This is a genomic window from Duncaniella muris (genome assembly GCF_003024805.1).
Classification (GTDB): Bacteria; Bacteroidota; Bacteroidia; order Bacteroidales; family Muribaculaceae; genus Duncaniella; species Duncaniella muris.
In genome coordinates this window covers 33,076-49,935 of the sequence record NZ_PUEC01000024.1, presented here as the reverse complement: position 1 = coordinate 49,935, position 16,860 = coordinate 33,076, and the positions used below count along the sequence as shown (strand labels likewise).

Genomic DNA, 16,860 nt, shown 5'->3' with positions numbered 1-16,860 from the left:
GGCAATGCAGATTATTAAAGAGCATGTCGACAAAAGTAGTCTGAAGAAAAGACGCTTCAAAGCGAGCCTTTCCAACGACTATCTGACCGATATGCTACTTAAAGCAAAATTTTGATGCGGTTGCCCTGTTCTAACACGGCCGAAAGTTGTGGGATAGGAAATTATTCATTAAATTTGCACTGACGTTCGGCTTGTTTTTAACAACCCGGAACTCAACAACCGGAACCATCTATATAATCATCCAAATGGGACAAATGATCGCCATAGTGGGGCGCCCAAATGTAGGCAAATCCACACTTTTCAACAGACTTACCCAGTCACGCACCGCTATCACCAACGACGAGGCCGGAACTACCCGCGACCGCCAGTACGGCAAAGTTGACTGGAACGGGAAAGAGTTCTCGATTGTCGACACCGGCGGCTGGGTGGTCAACAGCGAAGACATTTTCGAAAACGAAATCAATAAGCAGGTCCACCTCGCCATCGAGCAGGCTGACGAAATTCTTTTTGTGGTCGATGCCATGAACGGCGTAACCGACCTTGACGACCAGGTAGCCGAAATTCTCCGCCGGTCAACCAAGCCCGTAATTCTCGTGGCCAACAAAGTTGACGCAGGTGACTCGCTCTACAACATCGCCGAATTTTACAGTCTCGGACTCGGTGACCCTATGGGAGTCTCAGCAGTAAGCGGCTACGGCACAGGCGATCTTCTTGACGAAGTGGTCCTCAAAATGCCCGAAAAAGATGATGACGAAGAGTCAAAGCTCGATGACATACCCAAGATCGCCATCGTAGGCCGTCCGAACGCAGGGAAATCATCGATCATCAACGCGTTTATTGACGAAGACCGACACATCGTGACCGACATCGCAGGTACTACACGCGACTCAATCTATACGCGCTACAATAAATTCGGCTTCGATTTCTATCTCGTTGACACAGCCGGTATCCGCAAAAAAACCAAGGTGACAGAAGATATCGAATATTATTCTGTGATCCGTTCGATACGCGCCATCGAGGCTTCGGATGTATGCATCCTCATGATCGACGCCACACGAGGCATCGAGTCGCAGGACGTCTCAATCTTCTCTCTCATCCAGCGCAACAAGAAAGGTCTTGTGGTTGTGGTCAACAAATGGGATCTCGTAGAAGACAAATCGAAGGAAGCCATCAAACATTACGAAGATGCCATCCGCGAGCGCTTCGCTCCCTTTGTCGATTTCCCTATCATATTCGCATCGGCTCTCACCAAGCAGCGCATCTACAAAGTGCTTGAAACAGCCCTCCACGTATGCGAAAACCGCAAGCGAGTGGTCCCCACCTCGCAGCTCAACACCGTGATGCTCGAAGCCATTTCAGCCTATCCGCCTCCCGCCAACAAAGGAAAATTCATAAAAATCAAATATGTGACAATGCTGAAAGGCTCCCCCATTCCAACATTTATCTTCTTCTGCAACCTGCCGCAGTGGGTCAAGGAACCCTACCGCCGCTACTTGGAGAACAAGATCCGAGAAACATGGGACTTCCACGGCACACCGATCAATGTTTTCATGCGTGAGAAATAATCACCACGCATGAAAACACACTCCCTCTCTCCCCTCACCTTCTCCCTCACGCCACGACAAATCACACACTACCTTAGGATTTAATAAACAACGTCATTATCATGAAAACTGAATCTGCCACCTATTATATAGCGGTGGATCTCGGCGCGACCAGCGGTCGCCTTATCCTTGCATTGTTTGACGGCGAAAAAATTTCAACCGAAGAACTTCACCGGTTCAAACACCCGATGCTTCCCATAGCAGACCACCTGTTCTGGAATTTGCCCGGACTTTACCACGAAATTCTCACCGGCCTGAAAACGGCAGCTGAAAAACTCAATAGCCTTGGAGCCAAAGCCCGGTCCATAGGCATAGACACATGGGGATGCGATGTGGCCTATTTCCATGCCGACGGCACACTTGCCGGACTTCCCTACTGCTACCGCGACCCCCACACCACCGGAGCTGTCGACAAGTTCTGCGAAGACATGTCAAAAGAGACAGTATATGGAAAGACCGGAATCCAATTCATGGATTTCAACACTCTGTTTCAGCTCTACACTATAGGCAAAGATCAGGGCAACGCACTCCACAACTCAGACAAAATCCTGTTCATTCCGGATGCGCTGGCCTATATGCTGACAGGCGAGGCCGTGACTGAATATACAGTCGCGTCAACATCTCAGATACTCAATCCCACAACCGGCCGGCTTGACGACGAACTTCTTGCCCGGATAGGACTGAGCGAGGATCGCTTCGGCAAACTCGTGAACCCAGGTCATCGTATCGGCTCACTTACACCCGCCGTTCAGCAGCTGACCGGACTGGGCGAGGTCCCCGTCATTGCAGTAGCCGGACACGACACAGCCTCGGCCGTGATCGGCGTACCTGCCAAAGATGCGAATTTCGCATATCTGAGCTGCGGCACATGGTCGCTTCTCGGCATCGAGACACCTAAGCCCATCATCAACGAAAAAGGCTTTGCCTACAATTTCACCAATGAAGGCGGCCTTGACGGCACCATCCGATATCTGAAAAACATCTGCGGAATGTGGATATTCGAACGCGCCCGCACCGAGCTGAAAGACGCGCCGGCCAGTGTTGCCGATCTGTGTGCGCTCTACACCGAATCTGACATCGACAGCACAATCAACCCAGACGATCCGTCATTTGCAAATCCGGCCTCGATGACCCAGGCCATCTGCGACTACTGCGAGCGTACCGGACAGAAAGTGCCGGTCACAGTGGCTGACTACGTACGTCTGATATTCCGCAGTCTGGCTCTCCGCTACAAAGAAGTGCTCGGCTGGCTGCGTGAGCTCTCCCCAAAAGAAATCAATACCCTGCATGTGATAGGCGGCGGATCACTCAACGCCCATCTGATGCAGCTCACCGCCAATGAACTCCAAATGCCCGTGGTGGCCGGTCCGACCGAATCCACAGCCCTCGGCAATGTACTCGTGCAGCTTCGCGCTGATGCCCGCGTCAGCGACCTCTCCGAAATGCGCAAGGTGGCAATCAACTCAACCGAGACAAAAACTTATCTCCCTCAATAAACAGACACATCAAATTTTACCTAAATACATATAAATCTATCTTATCATGAACGAAGGAACTGTAAAACAAGCTTATGAAATAGCCAAAGAGCGTTACGCAAAACTTGGTATCGACACTGACAAGGTGCTGCAGCAGATGCAGGACTTCCACCTCAGCATGCACTGCTGGCAAGCTGATGATGTAGCCGGCTTTGAAAACCAGGGCGGCTCGCTGACCGGCGGCATCCAGGTCAACGGCAACTATCCCGGCAAAGCACGCAATATCGACGAACTCCGCGCCGACATTCTCTATGCCATGAGCCTCATCCCCGGCAAGCACCGTCTCAACCTCCATGAAATCTACGGCGATTTCGGCGGCAAGTTCGTTGACCGCGACCAGTGCTCTGTCGAACACTTCCAGAGCTGGATCGACTGGGGCAAAGCCAATGACATCAAGCTCGACTTCAACTCAACCTCATTCTCTCACCCGAAGAGCGGCGACCTCAGCCTCTCGAACCCCGACAAGGGCATCCGTGATTTCTGGATCGAACATTCAAAGCGCTGCCGTGCCATCTCTCAGGCCATAGGTGAAGCTCAGCAGGACCCCTGTATCATGAACACCTGGGTTCACGATGGTTCAAAAGACATCACCGTCAACCGCTATCTCTACCGTGAGCTCCTCAAAGACTCTCTCGACCAGATCTTCGAACACAAATATGACTGGATGAAAGACTGCGTGGAGTCAAAGGTGTTCGGCATCGGACTTGAAAGCTACACCGTAGGCTCAAACGACTTCTACACATCATACGCCGCCAAGAACAACATGATGATCACCCTTGACACAGGCCACTTCCACCCCACCGAAAGTGTAGCCGACAAGGTGTCAGCCATGCTGCTTTTCGTGCCCGAACTGATGCTCCATGTGAGCCGCCCCATCCGTTGGGACTCTGACCATGTCACCATCATGGACGACCCGACAATGGACCTCTTCAGCGAAATTGTCCGTGCCGGCGCCCTCAACCGCGTGCACTACGGCCTCGACTACTTCGACGGCACCCTCAACCGCATCGGCGCTTACGTGATCGGTAGCCGCGCAGCCCAGAAGTGCATGCTCCGCGCACTGCTCGAACCCACCGAAACTCTGCGCAAATACGAACTCGAAGACAAGAGATTCCAGCGCCTTGCCCTCCTCGAAGAGTGCAAGAACCTCCCCTGGAATGCCGTTTATGACATGTTCTGCCTCAAGAACAATGTGCCTGTCGGCGAAAACTACATCGTCGAAGTGGAGCAGTATGAACGTGACGTCACCAGCAAACGATGATACTGATAGGTCTCCTTATAATCGCGATCGGCGCTTTCTGCCAGTCCAGCTGCTATGTACCCATCAACAAGATCAAGTCATGGAGCTGGGAAAGCTACTGGATTGTGCAGGGCGTTTTCGCGTGGCTCATTCTGCCGTTTCTGGGCGCACTCCTCGCCGTTCCGGCCGGCCATTCGCTGACAGAGCTTTTTACAGCCGACCAGTCATTCAACATCTGGATGACCATTCTCTTCGGAGCACTCTGGGGAGTGGGAGGTCTGACCTTCGGACTCTCCATGCGCTATCTCGGAGTGGCGCTCGGTCAGTCTATAGCCCTCGGCACATGTGCCGGCTTAGGCACCATAATGGGCCCCGTGCTGCTCAACATTTTCTTCCCTGAAAACGATCCGCTCTCTCAGCTGACAATGGCTGTGATCCTCGGAGTGGTTGTCACCTTGATCGGCATCGCCATCATCGGCATCGCCGGATCAATGAAAGCCTCATCGCTCAGCGAAGAAGAGAAGAAGGCTGCTGTCAAGGACTTCAATTTCCCCAAAGGAATCACCATCGCCCTGCTTGCAGGTTTCATGAGCGGCTGCTTCAACGTAGGCCTTGAATTCGGCAGCGGAATCAATTTCGGTTCACTCACCCCTGACATCTACAAAACCCTTCCGGCCACTCTGCTTGTGACCCTGGGCGGATTCGTCACAAACGCCGTCTACTGTTTCTATCAGAACCACAAGAACCGGACCTGGGGCGACTATGCCAACAGAGCCGTCCTCGGCAACAACCTGCTCTTCTGCCTCCTTGCCGGAGCTCTCTGGTACAGCCAGTTCTTCGGACTCGCACTCGGCAAAGGATTCCTGACCGACTCCCCTACGCTGATGACCCTCTCGTTCTGCATCCTCATGGCGCTCAACGTGGTCTTCTCCAACGTCTGGGGCATAATACTTAAAGAGTGGAAAGGCTGCTCGTCAAAAACGATCACAGTGCTTGTCATAGGCATCGCAGTGCTCATCGTTTCGTGCTTCCTTCCGCAACTGATCTGACCATCAATATTTATCACATACTTATGTCATCAATATTAGAAAACCGCCCCGTGCTCACAGCCGAGGTTGAAAAAGTAGCTGAAGTAGCCGGCTATCTCTGGGAAAAGGGATGGGCCGAACGTAACGGAGGCAACATCACAGTCAACGTAACCGAATATGTCGACGATGCGATCCGCGCCATGCCGGCCATCGCTCCCGCCGCTCCTATCGGCATGACTCTTCCCAACCTCAAGGGATGCTATTTCTTCTGCAAAGGCACCAACAAGCGTATGCGTGATCTCGCCCGCAAGCCTATGGCCAACGGTTCTGTGATCCGCATCACCGATGACTGCGCCCACTATGAGATCATCGCAGACGAACCGGTGAAACCCACCTCGGAACTGCCTTCGCATCTTGCCGTCCACAACTACCTCATCGGAAAAGGCTCGAAATACAAAGCATCGCTCCACACTCATCCGATCGAACTCGTGGCAATGTCACACTGCAACAAATATCTTGAAAAAGACGTGGCCACTCGCCTGCTCTGGAGCATGATCCCCGAAACCAAGGCTTTCTGTCCGCGCGGTCTCGGCATCATCCCCTATCAGCTTCCCGGCTCAAACATCCTCGCCGAGTCTACCATCAAGGAACTTGCCGACTACGACGTGACACTCTGGGAAAAACACGGAGTCTTCGCCGTAGAGGAAGATATCATGATGGCCTTCGACCAGGTTGATGTGCTCAACAAATCTGCCCAGATCTACATCTGCGCCAAGAACATGGGCTTCGAACCTGACGGCATGTCTGACGAGCAGATGAAAGAGATGACAGTGGCCTTCAACCTGCCCAAATAATCAGGCGCAAGCTACCCACACATAATCAGCCCCAGAAAGGCGGCCAAAGCCTCCTTATATATAAACGGTCCTGCCGGTCTGAAAGAAAAAATTCAGACCGGCAGGACCGATACTTTATGCAGAATCCCTATCGGGCTCTAAGCTCCCAGAAAGCCACAGCCGCCGCGGCGGCCACATTGAGCGAATCGACCCCGTGAGCCATAGGAATACGCACTGTATAATCGGCATCTTCAATAGTCGCATCGGCAAGTCCATCGCCCTCGGTACCCATAACTATAGCGAGCCGAGGCTCCTCTCTCAGCGCCGGGTCTTCAAGAGAGACAGACTTGTCAGTCAGAGCCATCGCCACCGTCTTGAACCCGGATTCACGCAATGAGCCGATCGGTCCGTCAAGCCATGTCCACGGCACAAGAAATACCGACCCCATCGAAACCCTTACCGCTCTGCGGTTGAACGGATCGCATGATGACGGCGTAAGCAGCACGGCATCAATGCCAAGAGCGGCAGCTGAGCGAAATATCGCTCCTATGTTGGTTGTGTCTACCACACCGTCAATCACCACCACCCTGCGGGCTTCATTCAGCACTGCACCGACAGTCGGAGCCTGCGGACGGCGCATGGCACAGAGCACCCCGCGTGTCAGAGTATAGCCGGTCAGAGTGCCAAGCAGATCCCGGTCACCTGTATAGACCGGGACTGAGTCTCCGCAACGCGCCACAATGTCGGCAGCGTCACCTTCTATATGTTTCCGCTCACACAGCAAAGCCACAGGCTCATAACCGGCTTCAAGAGCCACACGTATCACCTTAGGACTCTCTGCTATGAAGACACCCTTGTCAGGTTCTAGTCTGTTACGCAACTGGGCTTCGGTCAATGAGCTGAAAATCTCTGCTCCGGGATGTGTCAATGATGAAATTTCAATTATCGGCATAATTCTCAATCGTTAGTGGAGGGGTGTGAGCGTCAGAAAACTTTACTCCAAATTATCACAAAATTAAGTCAATATTACGGTTGTTGCAACCTCCGGGGAGCGTTTTTGCCGAAAATATTTCAAATCCCGCCCAATTCTGCGTAACTTTGCACCCGCGAAATAAAAGAAACGAATTAATTTAATAGACCAAATGGCTTATAATCTTTTGAAAGGAAAGCGCGGCATTATCTTCGGCGCGCTCAATGACATGAGTATTGCCTGGAAAGTAGCTGAGAAAGCTGTAGAAGAAGGCGCTACAATCACTCTGTCAAACACCCCGGTCGCAGTCCGCATGGGTGATGTCAGCAAACTCGGCGAAAAGCTTAATGCTGAAGTTATCCCGGCCGATGCAACCAATGTGGAAGATCTCGAAATGGTATTCCAGAAATCAATGGAAATCCTCGGAGGAAAGATCGACTTCGTTCTCCATTCTATCGGCATGTCACCCAACGTGCGCAAGAAACGTCTCTATGATGACATCGACTACGATCTGCTCAACAAGACGCTTGACATATCAGCCATATCATTCCACAAGATGATTCAGGCCGCAAAAAGACTTGATGCGATCGCTGACCACGGCAGCATCGTGGCCCTCAGCTACATCGCAGCCCAGCGCACAATGTTCGGCTACAACGACATGGCCGATGCCAAAGCGCTCCTCGAATCAATAGCCCGCAGCTTCGGCTACATCTACGGTCGCGAAAAGTCAGTGCGCATCAACACCATCTCTCAGTCGCCCACCCAGACCACTGCAGGCAGCGGCGTGAAGGGCATGTCTTCGCTCATGGACTTTGCAAACCGTATGTCGCCCCTCGGCAATGCCACAGCCGACGAATGTGCCGACTATTGCATTGTCATGTTCAGCGACCTTACCCGCAAGGTCACCATGCAGAACCTCTTCCATGACGGCGGTTTCTCAAGCATGGGCATGAGCCTCCGTGCAATGGACCAGTACGAAAAAGGCTTTGACCAGTACCGCAACGAAGACGGAACAATCCAGTACGGCTAAACACTCAGCCAGACAGATCCAGACTATAAGCACAGATCCCGAAACCGCCACGGCTTCGGGATCTGTCTTTTCTGTGTGAGCTCTCTATTGTTACTTTTTCTTTGATTTCGGAAACGGGAGATCATTCCATAGAGTTTCAATCACCTTAAGAGCCTTGCGGGTGTCAGCGAAGTCAAGGATATAGGCCTCCTTTGCGCCCTGATAAGGAAAGCCGCACTCGGCATCAGTCATCAAGTCGGCAATACAGGGCAATTTCTTTACGTAAGCGATATTGTCGCAGGCTGTGATTACACATTTTTCATTGACATAGATGACGTAATCGCCCATCATCTTGCGACTGCGAACCACACCCAATGGAGCAAGTGCATCACAGATGAATTCAATAAATGCATAGGTACACGCCATTTTATTTAGTCTTTGGTGAAAGAGTGGATTTCAATCAGGTTCCCTTCGGGGTCTGCAATATAGCAGGTGCGTTGCCCCCAAGGCATAGTTTGCGGTGCAAATACTGACTTTGCTCCAAGGGCGGTCACTCTCGCATACTCTTCATCTACATCGCTGAATGTCGGTACATAAAAAGCCAGTTCGACCGTGCCGTTCAGTCCGCATGGATAAGAGTATTCCCGCCCGGTCATCTGTTCAAAGGCGGTACGTGGGAACAATATTAGCCACATATTGCCAAGCTGCATCCTTACATCAGGGTCTTCACCGTTCCAATCGGTTTCAAACCCCATTATGTCACGATAGAATGCCACCATGCGGGTATTGTCAGTCGTAAACAATCCGATGGTATTGAAATTAAATTTAGCTGCCATATTATCTGTTTGCATTTTTACGGTTTTCCATTATCCGTTCAAAATTCTCGCGTCCCCAGTTGAGCAGAGCCTCGACGTGAGGCAAAAGAGTTTTACCGAACTCCGTCACCGAATATTCCGTCCGTGGAGGGACATCCGGAAAGAGTTCGCGACGGATTATGCCGTCGGCGGCCAGCTGACGAAGCACTTGCGACAGTACCTTCTCCGATACTGACGGAATGTTGCGGTACAGCTCATTGAAGCGCACCGGTCCGTTCTCTGAAATCTTCACGAGAACCACCAGCGCCCACTTGTTGCCGAGCCATTCAAGCATCGGAGCCGCCTTGCAATATTCGTAGTCAAGTTTTTTTGCCATAACCGAGGTTTCAAAAATGACTGATCACGAGCAATACAAACTTTTCGGTAAGGGTCAAACCTATCGGTAAGTCATTGCTTCCACACTGATAATCATCTAATTTTGCACTACAAATGTGAAACATTCGCGAGTGAGCAGAGAGCGCATGTCGGCGCAGCCGATGCGCGGTGCAAAGCACTCTGACTCACCGCAAAGTTACAAAAAATAATCAAATATGATGTATCCGCAACTCCATTTCACCGGGCAGGTGTGGCGTCCGCCATACGAGGCCAATTCGCAGCTTCTTCAGATCACATCCGGCTGCACATGGCACAAGTGCAAATTCTGTAGCCTTTATCACGGCACTCCGTTCCGTATGTCGCCGCTGTCAGAGGTGGAAGAAGACCTGAAAGTCATTCGCCAGTGGCAACCGCGTGCCAGACGAGTATATCTCACAGGAGCCAACCCTTTTGCGTTGAGCTACAACAAACTGATGGATGTGGCACTTCTGTTAAGAAAATATCTTACTCACATGGTATCGTTCGGAATGTTCGCCCGTGTGACAGACATTAAATCAAAATCTGTGGAAGAGCTGAAAAACCTCCGGCACATGAAGCTCGACAGCATCAACATCGGCATCGAGACGGCTCACGATGAGACCCTCGACAGAATGAACAAAGGTTATCACGCCTCTGACATTCTCGAACAGTTATCGAAACTTGACGAAGCCGGAATCCGCTACAACGTGTTCTATCTGAACGGACTCGGAGGACGAGGGAAAGGAGAGGAAAGCGCCGTGGCAACAGCCCATGTCCTCAATCAGCTCCACCCCTGCATAATCAACATTGTATCACTCACGATATTCCCGGAGTCACAACTGTTTAATGAAGTACTCGACGGGACTTATGAGGAAGAACCGGAAATCGAGAGGCTGATGGAAATGCGCACACTCATTGACCGACTTAGCATAAAAGTCAACCTCCTTGGCCATCACATATCCAATACGGTACCGATCACCGGAGCGCTTCCAAACGACAAAGTCACATTGCTCCGAGAATTTGACAATGCGATAGCCAAGTTCCCGGAAGAAGAACTCAAAACATACCGCCACCGGATATGGCATCTGTGATTTGCACATGCAAAGTATCAAAAAAAGCAGGGAGCGACATTTCTGTCACTCCCTTTGAGCCGCGAGTGGGACTCGAACCCACGACCTTTTCGTTACGAATGAAATGCTCTACCGACTGAGCTATTGCGGCTTGATGGCTGCGGTCCGGACTCTGGGATGTCCGTCATATGCCTAGACCACAAAAAAGTAACTTTGCGGCAACCCCGTCAGGACTATTGCAGCGCAAAGTTACTAATTTATTTTTTAATTACCAAGGGTCTGCTTGCTGTAGCTGAACTTGATCTTGGCATTCGAGAAATCAAGCGTTGCCATTACCGGTTCGGTTACATAAGGTGTTATGGAGCTTACCTGAGTGGATGTGGTGTTGTAGCCGTAGTAATAGCTGTAGTAGTTTGAATTGGAATTCACATAGAACGACACCAGTGCCGGACAGATGACGAACTCCTCATCCTCTTCCGTAGCTTCGCCTTTCTTGATTATGTCGAGAATATAATCGCGCATTGACGAGAATGTATAGCTCTTGGTGGTAGAGTTGTATGAAGCATAGAACGACGAGAGATTGTCATTGATCTGAGTTCCGGCAAAAAATTTGTCCTTATCCTTCTTCTTGACAAGCAACACATATGGCGGAGGTGTCAGACCGTAGTCATTTTCGATCTCTTTGGCGGGAATCGAGAGCGAAAGTGAGTTGACCACTGCAAGCGATCCGCTGTTTTCCTGATAGCGGCGGAGTATTTCGCGTGCCGGGAAGTTGAACTCCACATCGTAGCCGGTGGGAGCTATAAGCATTGTTTCGCCTGACTGGGCGCGCTGCTTAAGTTCTTCCGACATCTTATATACTATATTATTGTTGGTGATTACCTCCGGAGTGACAGCCATATATGATCCGACGAGGTTGAACACTGTGTCACGCTGCGGATCGGTGTCAGGAATCGGCATAACCGAACGGTAATAGACGTTGATCATATTGTTGACTATTCTTGTCACACGTCCTGAACCGAATGAATTGGCGATGTATAATCCGGGAAACCATTTTGCGAATGCCTGTGGGGTGGCAAATGTGGCCTCCGAGGTCTTGAACTGATTGTAGAGACGGACACCGAATTCTGTCGGCAGAGTCACCTTTATATCCTTTATAATACTGCCCTCGCTGTCAGCCCCTATATCCTCGGCTCCGTCAATGAGCGCCGAGTACGATGTTGAACCGATAGGTGCCGAAGGATCGTAATATCCGTCAGGAGTGAAGTCACTGTAGATCGGCGAAGGCAACTGTTTGTTGAGTTCATAAACCGTAAGCCCCATCGGCACCACAGAGTCTCCGGCAAATCCGTCCTTATACATAGAAAGGACGAGCTTGACAGAATCAATATAGTCCGGCTTGACATAAAATGTATCGACATAAGACGATGGCATATACTGGCAGACGATATCGCTGCGGAGATTGCCATATCCTTTGGCATCCAGATTTCCGAGAAGCTGAAGCACAGTGCGTGACTGCACCAGATCATTGCTGACCGGGCGTCCGCTGACGGTAAAGTTGGAGTCTATGACGATCTCAACCTCATCCTCGACCAAGCTCCCGCCGGCTGTTGAGGTGCTTTCGTCACATGAAATGACTGAGAGTGTGGCTATTACGCCTGCTGAAAGCAGAGCTAATTTTTTCATTTTGATCGGAGATTAATCATCTTCCTCGCCTAAAAGCGAGCGATAAAATTCTGTGTAACGGTCAACGCGATCTTCCTCGCCCTCATAAGCAAGGAATGGTTTACCGGAAGCCTTGGCATATTCAACCAGCGCTGGATCGACATCACCGGTCACCTGGATGACGGCATCGGCATAGTCAATGGCCAGACGGTTAAGGGTGGCGAAATCCACGGGGTCGGAGCCGAGAGCCGCTATATCTTCTTCGCTGAAATCACTCATGCGCAGTTTCTCTGCGAAACGCGGGTCAAGAGTTCCTTCAAACTTTTCAGGCTGCAGGGCATAGACGATCTTTGAGTCTCGAAAAATCGGGTCATCCGAATAACGTCTGCGCAGATACAGTGGAGTCAGAGCCGAAACCCAGCCGCTGCAGTGGATCACAGCCGGCTGCCAACGGAGTTTTTTGACGGTCTCCGCAACACCCATTGTGAAGAACATGATGCGTTCGTCATTGTCAGCCGGCAGAAGATCTGTTTCGAGCCCCTTTTCAGGTAATGGCTGAAAATAATCGTCATTGTCAATAAAATAGACCTGCATGCGCGAAGGCAGCAAGGTCGCCACCTTAATTATCAAAGGGTGGTCTGAATCATCTATGATAAGATTCATGCCGGAGAGACGAATCACTTCGTGGAGCTGGTTGCGGCGTTCGTTGATGCAGCCATATTTCGGGGTGAAGCTCCTCACTTCGAATTCTTTGCCATGAATACCCTGCGGTATGTCACGACCAAGGACTGACATTGATGTGTCCGGCAGATAAGGCGATACTTCTTGCGAGACGAATAGAACTTTTTTGGGCGCCATTTAGGATAGATAGTCTTAGCGAACCGGCCAAGGTCCATATTTTTTACAGCTGAACTCTTGGCCCAGGCTCTTTGTTATGTGATTGGATTGCAAAGTTACAATTTTTTTTTCATTTTTCCACCATCGCGCGCATCCAAACAGCAACTTTTCGACTTTCAGACCTTGATCTCACCTCTTTTAAGACTCTCAAATTTTGATATAAGCCGAAAAATTACTACCTTTGCACGAATTATCTGCTATAAGTAGACATGAGACAATTAAAAATCACCAAATCTATAACCAATCGTGAAAGCGCGTCGCTCGATAAATTCCTCCAGGAAATCGGCCGCGAAGAGCTCATCTCCGTCGAAGAGGAAGTAGAGCTCGCCCAGCGCATTCACCAAGGAGACCAGAGAGCTCTCGACAAGCTCGTTCGTGCCAACCTCCGCTTCGTTGTATCTGTGGCAAAACAATATCAGAACCAGGGGCTCAGCCTCCCCGATCTTATCAACGAAGGCAATCTCGGCTTGATTAAAGCGGCACAGAAATTTGACGAGACACGAGGCTTCAAGTTCATCTCCTACGCCGTGTGGTGGATTCGTCAGTCCATCCTCCAGGCTCTGGCCGAACAGAGCCGCATAGTGCGCCTGCCGCTCAACCAGGTAGGTTCGCTCAACAAAATCAGCAAGGCACTCTCGAAATTCGAACAGGAAAACGAACGCCGTCCGTCGCCTGAAGAACTCGCTGAAAAGCTCGACGTGCCTGTCGACAAAATCGCCGATACACTCAAAGTTTCAGGACGCCATATTTCTGTCGACGCCCCCTTCGTTGAAGGCGAGGACAACAGTCTTCTTGACGTGCTCACAAACGATGACTCTCCTATGGCTGATGCAACACTCACCCAGGAGTCTCTGTCAAAAGAAGTAGAGCGCGCCCTCAAGCAGCTCCACGACCGTGAACGCGAAATCCTCAAAATGTTCTTCGGCATAGGCTGTCAGGAAATGACCCTCGAAGAAATCGGCGCCAAATTCGACCTGACCCGCGAACGTGTGCGCCAGATTAAAGAAAAGGCCATCCGCCGGCTCAAGGGTCAGAAAAGCCACCTGCTCAAAGCATATCTCGGCCAGTAATCAGCATAAACCTCAAAACCGACTCAATTCATGCTCGCGTTTTCACTCCTGCTTTCAATTACTGTTACCGTTACGAATCCACAACCGACACCCCGCCAGGCGGTGCCGGTTGTTGTTCCTATAGCACAAAACGGTAAAGAAATCAACTCGGCGGTCATCAAAGGCCAGCCCGACACGCCTTGGCAACTTGACGATCTCAACGACGACGGCCGTCCCGATGAACTCGTTTTCCTCGTCGACCTGAAAGCCAACCAGACAAAGACTCTGACCGTCGACCTCTCATCGGCCCGCCCGAAAACATCATTCACCCCCGAAACCAAGGCCTACCTCAAGCTCAACGACAAAAACAAGAAGCATCCTGAGATACAGGCCATCGCTTTTCCGGGCGATGTTGACAACCGCCAGATGTACAACAGCATCTACGGCCACGGAGTTGTGCTTGAAGGGCTCTATAATGCCATTCGCATCTACATGGACAACCGCCAGAGCGTAGACCTCTACGCCAAAAACACCCCGCGGCTCGAACTTGACAGCACCGGCTTCTACACCACCCGCAAGCAACTCGAACAAGGCTACGGCCGCGACGTGCTATGGGCCGGAACCTCAGTGGCGCTCGGCTCGTTCCGCGGATGGCAGAACGGCAGCCCCGTCACCATTGACACCGTCACCACCCGAATGCAGCGCGTGATCGCCACAGGTCCGGTCCGCTCCATAGTCGAAGTCTCTGACCGCGGCTGGATCTACAACGGCACACCTCTTGAAATGCGCCAGCGCTACACAATCTATGCCCGTCACCGCGACATCGACGTAGACATCACCATTTCAGGCGCTCCCAAAACATATACTTATTGCACAGGGGTGCAAAAACTCGCCACTGACAACCAAGGCTTCCTCACCCAAACCGGTCTTGCCGGAAGCTGGGGCACAAATCTGCCTGACAAAGGAATGCCCGACATAACCGACACAATCGGGCTCGGCATCTTTGTGCCGGCAGCCTATCTGCGATCTGTCAAGGAAGATAACGTCAATTATCTGACACTTCTGAAAACCGACACCAAGGGCCGCATCCGTTACAGCTTTATCTCCGGAGCCGAACGCGACAGCGCCTCTCCCCACTCTGCCACCGAATGGTTCAACTACCTACACCGGTGGGAAAAAGAGAAACGAAATCCGGCAAAAATAACAATCAAATAAAACAATTCGAGAGGATGCTTGGTTATCAGGCATCCTCTCAATTCGTTAATATCAAAAAAAATAAAATTTCAATTTTAATATATCACAAACATTCATTACCTTTGCGGCTCAAAACTCACTTAGTAGCTTGTAACAAATCAATTAAAGACTAATGAAAACTGCACTGATCACAGGTATCACCGGCCAGGATGGTTCGTTTCTGGCAGAGTTCCTTTTAGAGAAAGGTTATGATGTTCACGGCACCATCCGCCGTTCGTCAGTAGATTATCGCGAACGCATCGCACACCTTGAGGGAAAGCCCAACTTCCATCTTCACTATGCCGACCTCGGTGACTCGATGTCGATACTACAGGTAGTGTCAAAAGTGCGCCCTGACGAAATCTACAATCTTGCCGCCCAGAGCCACGTCCAGGTATCTTTTGACTCGCCCGAATTCACAGCCGACATCGATGCCACCGGTGTGCTCCGCATCCTTGAGGCCGTGCGCCTCACCGGCCTTGCCGACACCTGCCGCATCTATCAGGCTTCAACTTCAGAGCTTTATGGAAAGGTTGAAGAAGTTCCTCAGAACGAAAAGACACCCTTCCACCCCTACTCACCCTATGCAGTGGCAAAACTTTACGGATTCTGGATCATCAAGGAATACCGCGAGGCATATAACATGTATTGCTGCTCAGGCATTCTCTTCAACCACGAATCAGAACGCCGCGGCGAGACATTCGTAACACGCAAGATCACCCTTGCCGCAGCCCGCATCGCCCAGGGAAAACAGGAAAAACTCTATCTCGGCAACCTTTCATCGCTCCGCGACTGGGGCTATGCCAAGGACTATGTGGAATGTATGTGGCTCATCCTCCAGCAGGAAAAACCCGAAGACTACGTGATCGCTACCGGCGAACAGCACTCAGTGCGTGAATTCTGCCTCTACGCTTTCCGTCGCGCAGGTATCGAACTGCGTTTCGAAGGCGAAGGAGCCGATGAAAAAGGCATCGATGTAAAGACCGGCAAAGTAGTCATCGAAGTATCGCACGACTTCTACCGCCCGACCGACGTTGTCAACCTCTGGGGCGATCCTTCAAAAGCCCGCAAGCAGCTCGGCTGGGACCCTTCCAAGAAGACCTCTTTCGAGCAGCTCGTCAACCTCATGGTAGATGCCGACATGGCCAAAGTAGCCGTAGAACGCGCCGGCGAACAGGTACGCACCAACCTTGCCGAATATCTTGAAAAAGGCATCGTGAAATAACCGCAGACAAAACTCTGCTCTCAAAAGGAGCTCATTTTTGCCGATGCGCCCGGAGTGGGGCGCATCGGTGATTTTTCAGATGATTTTTCAAAGTCCCGATGCCGTTTTTAGACCGCTTATGATTTGGAAAATCACGAATAAAACTCTACCTTTGCGCCGACAAAGGGGTGCGGCATTCACCCTCCTGTGATTGCCGCTGAGATGATACCCTCTGAACCTGATGCGGTTAGTACCGCCGAAGGGATTGCACTTGACTTTGCCTCAGCCGCTTTGTCAGTCCGACGTCTGACCGCC

16 protein-coding genes, 1 tRNA gene and 1 riboswitch are annotated in these 16,860 nt (G+C 51.1%); of the genes, 10 read left to right on the top strand and 7 right to left on the bottom strand.

What is annotated here, in order from left to right; translation table 11 throughout:
* Nucleotides 1-245 precede the first annotated feature (245 nt).
* The 5 genes from der to rhaD all read left to right on the top strand — a co-directional run bounded on the left by der (nt 246) and on the right by rhaD (nt 6,261).
* Nucleotides 246-1,565, top strand: coding sequence for a ribosome biogenesis GTPase Der (gene der, locus C5O23_RS10505; protein WP_107032900.1), 1,320 nt, complete (start codon nt 246-248; stop codon nt 1,563-1,565).
* A gap of 101 nt (nt 1,566-1,666) precedes the next feature.
* A complete protein-coding gene (locus C5O23_RS10500) occupies nt 1,667-3,100 on the top strand; it encodes a rhamnulokinase (protein WP_107032899.1) in 1,434 nt (477 codons plus the stop codon).
* A 46-nt stretch (nt 3,101-3,146) separates the two neighbouring features.
* Nucleotides 3,147-4,400: an L-rhamnose isomerase gene (locus C5O23_RS10495; protein ID WP_107032898.1), complete on the top strand. Its 1,254-nt coding sequence runs from the start codon at nt 3,147-3,149 to the stop codon at nt 4,398-4,400.
* Nucleotides 4,397-5,428, top strand: a complete 1,032-nt coding sequence (locus tag C5O23_RS10490; RefSeq protein WP_107032897.1) for an L-rhamnose/proton symporter RhaT — start codon at nt 4,397-4,399, stop codon at nt 5,426-5,428. Before C5O23_RS10495 ends, C5O23_RS10490 begins: the two co-directional genes overlap by 4 nt.
* Before the next feature lie 23 nt (nt 5,429-5,451).
* Nucleotides 5,452-6,261, top strand: coding sequence for a rhamnulose-1-phosphate aldolase (rhaD, locus tag C5O23_RS10485; RefSeq protein WP_107032896.1), 810 nt, complete (start codon nt 5,452-5,454; stop codon nt 6,259-6,261).
* 127 nt (nt 6,262-6,388) lie between these two features.
* Here rhaD and C5O23_RS10480 read toward each other — a convergent pair whose 3' ends face one another.
* Nucleotides 6,389-7,192 (bottom strand): TrmH family RNA methyltransferase, encoded by an 804-nt coding sequence (locus tag C5O23_RS10480; RefSeq protein WP_107032895.1) that lies wholly within the window; start codon nt 7,190-7,192, stop codon nt 6,389-6,391.
* 190 nt (nt 7,193-7,382) lie between these two features.
* Here C5O23_RS10480 and C5O23_RS10475 point away from each other — a divergent pair, with 190 nt between their 5' ends.
* Nucleotides 7,383-8,240 carry an enoyl-ACP reductase FabI gene (locus tag C5O23_RS10475; protein ID WP_107032894.1) on the top strand — a complete coding sequence of 286 codons (858 nt, stop codon included), beginning with the start codon at nt 7,383-7,385 and terminating at the stop codon, nt 8,238-8,240.
* Nucleotides 8,241-8,330: 90 nt separating this feature from the next.
* Here C5O23_RS10475 and C5O23_RS10470 read toward each other — a convergent pair whose 3' ends face one another.
* The 3 genes from C5O23_RS10470 to C5O23_RS10460 are packed head-to-tail and all read right to left on the bottom strand — an operon-like array spanning nt 8,331 to nt 9,410.
* Nucleotides 8,331-8,645: a TfoX/Sxy family protein gene (locus tag C5O23_RS10470; RefSeq protein WP_107032893.1), complete on the bottom strand. Its 315-nt coding sequence runs from the start codon at nt 8,643-8,645 to the stop codon at nt 8,331-8,333.
* Between the two features lie 5 nt (nt 8,646-8,650).
* Entirely contained in the window at nt 8,651-9,055 is a 405-nt protein-coding gene (locus C5O23_RS10465) for a VOC family protein (protein WP_107032892.1), read from the bottom strand.
* A gap of 1 nt (nt 9,056) precedes the next feature.
* The gene (locus C5O23_RS10460) at nt 9,057-9,410 is read right to left on the bottom strand and encodes a winged helix-turn-helix transcriptional regulator (RefSeq protein WP_107032891.1); all 354 of its coding nucleotides are present in this window, start codon (nt 9,408-9,410) and stop codon (nt 9,057-9,059) included.
* 214 nt (nt 9,411-9,624) lie between these two features.
* Between C5O23_RS10460 and C5O23_RS10455 the strand changes: the two genes are divergently transcribed.
* Nucleotides 9,625-10,518: a radical SAM protein gene (locus C5O23_RS10455; RefSeq protein WP_107032890.1), complete on the top strand. Its 894-nt coding sequence runs from the start codon at nt 9,625-9,627 to the stop codon at nt 10,516-10,518.
* Nucleotides 10,519-10,575: 57 nt separating this feature from the next.
* On the opposite strand, the gene C5O23_RS10450 is transcribed toward C5O23_RS10455, so the two are convergent.
* From C5O23_RS10450 to C5O23_RS10440, 3 genes are all read right to left on the bottom strand, one after another.
* Nucleotides 10,576-10,648, bottom strand: a tRNA-Thr gene (locus C5O23_RS10450).
* Between the two features lie 113 nt (nt 10,649-10,761).
* Nucleotides 10,762-12,183, bottom strand: a complete 1,422-nt coding sequence (locus C5O23_RS10445) for a DUF4270 family protein (protein ID WP_107032889.1) — start codon at nt 12,181-12,183, stop codon at nt 10,762-10,764.
* A 12-nt stretch (nt 12,184-12,195) separates the two neighbouring features.
* Nucleotides 12,196-13,020 (bottom strand): glycogen/starch synthase, encoded by an 825-nt coding sequence (locus C5O23_RS10440; protein ID WP_107032888.1) that lies wholly within the window; start codon nt 13,018-13,020, stop codon nt 12,196-12,198.
* A 248-nt stretch (nt 13,021-13,268) separates the two neighbouring features.
* On the opposite strand from C5O23_RS10440, the gene C5O23_RS10435 reads away from it, so the two are divergent.
* The 3 genes from C5O23_RS10435 (at nt 13,269) to gmd (ending at nt 16,566) form a co-directional block, all read left to right on the top strand.
* Nucleotides 13,269-14,129 carry a sigma-70 family RNA polymerase sigma factor gene (locus tag C5O23_RS10435; protein ID WP_107032887.1) on the top strand — a complete coding sequence of 287 codons (861 nt, stop codon included), beginning with the start codon at nt 13,269-13,271 and terminating at the stop codon, nt 14,127-14,129.
* A 30-nt stretch (nt 14,130-14,159) separates the two neighbouring features.
* A complete protein-coding gene (locus C5O23_RS10430; protein WP_107032886.1) occupies nt 14,160-15,323 on the top strand; it encodes a DUF4861 domain-containing protein in 1,164 nt (387 codons plus the stop codon).
* A gap of 151 nt (nt 15,324-15,474) precedes the next feature.
* Nucleotides 15,475-16,566 carry a GDP-mannose 4,6-dehydratase gene (gene gmd / locus C5O23_RS10425; protein WP_107032885.1) on the top strand — a complete coding sequence of 364 codons (1,092 nt, stop codon included), beginning with the start codon at nt 15,475-15,477 and terminating at the stop codon, nt 16,564-16,566.
* 153 nt (nt 16,567-16,719) lie between these two features.
* Nucleotides 16,720-16,827, top strand: a riboswitch (TPP riboswitch).
* Nucleotides 16,828-16,860: the final 33 nt, after the last annotated feature.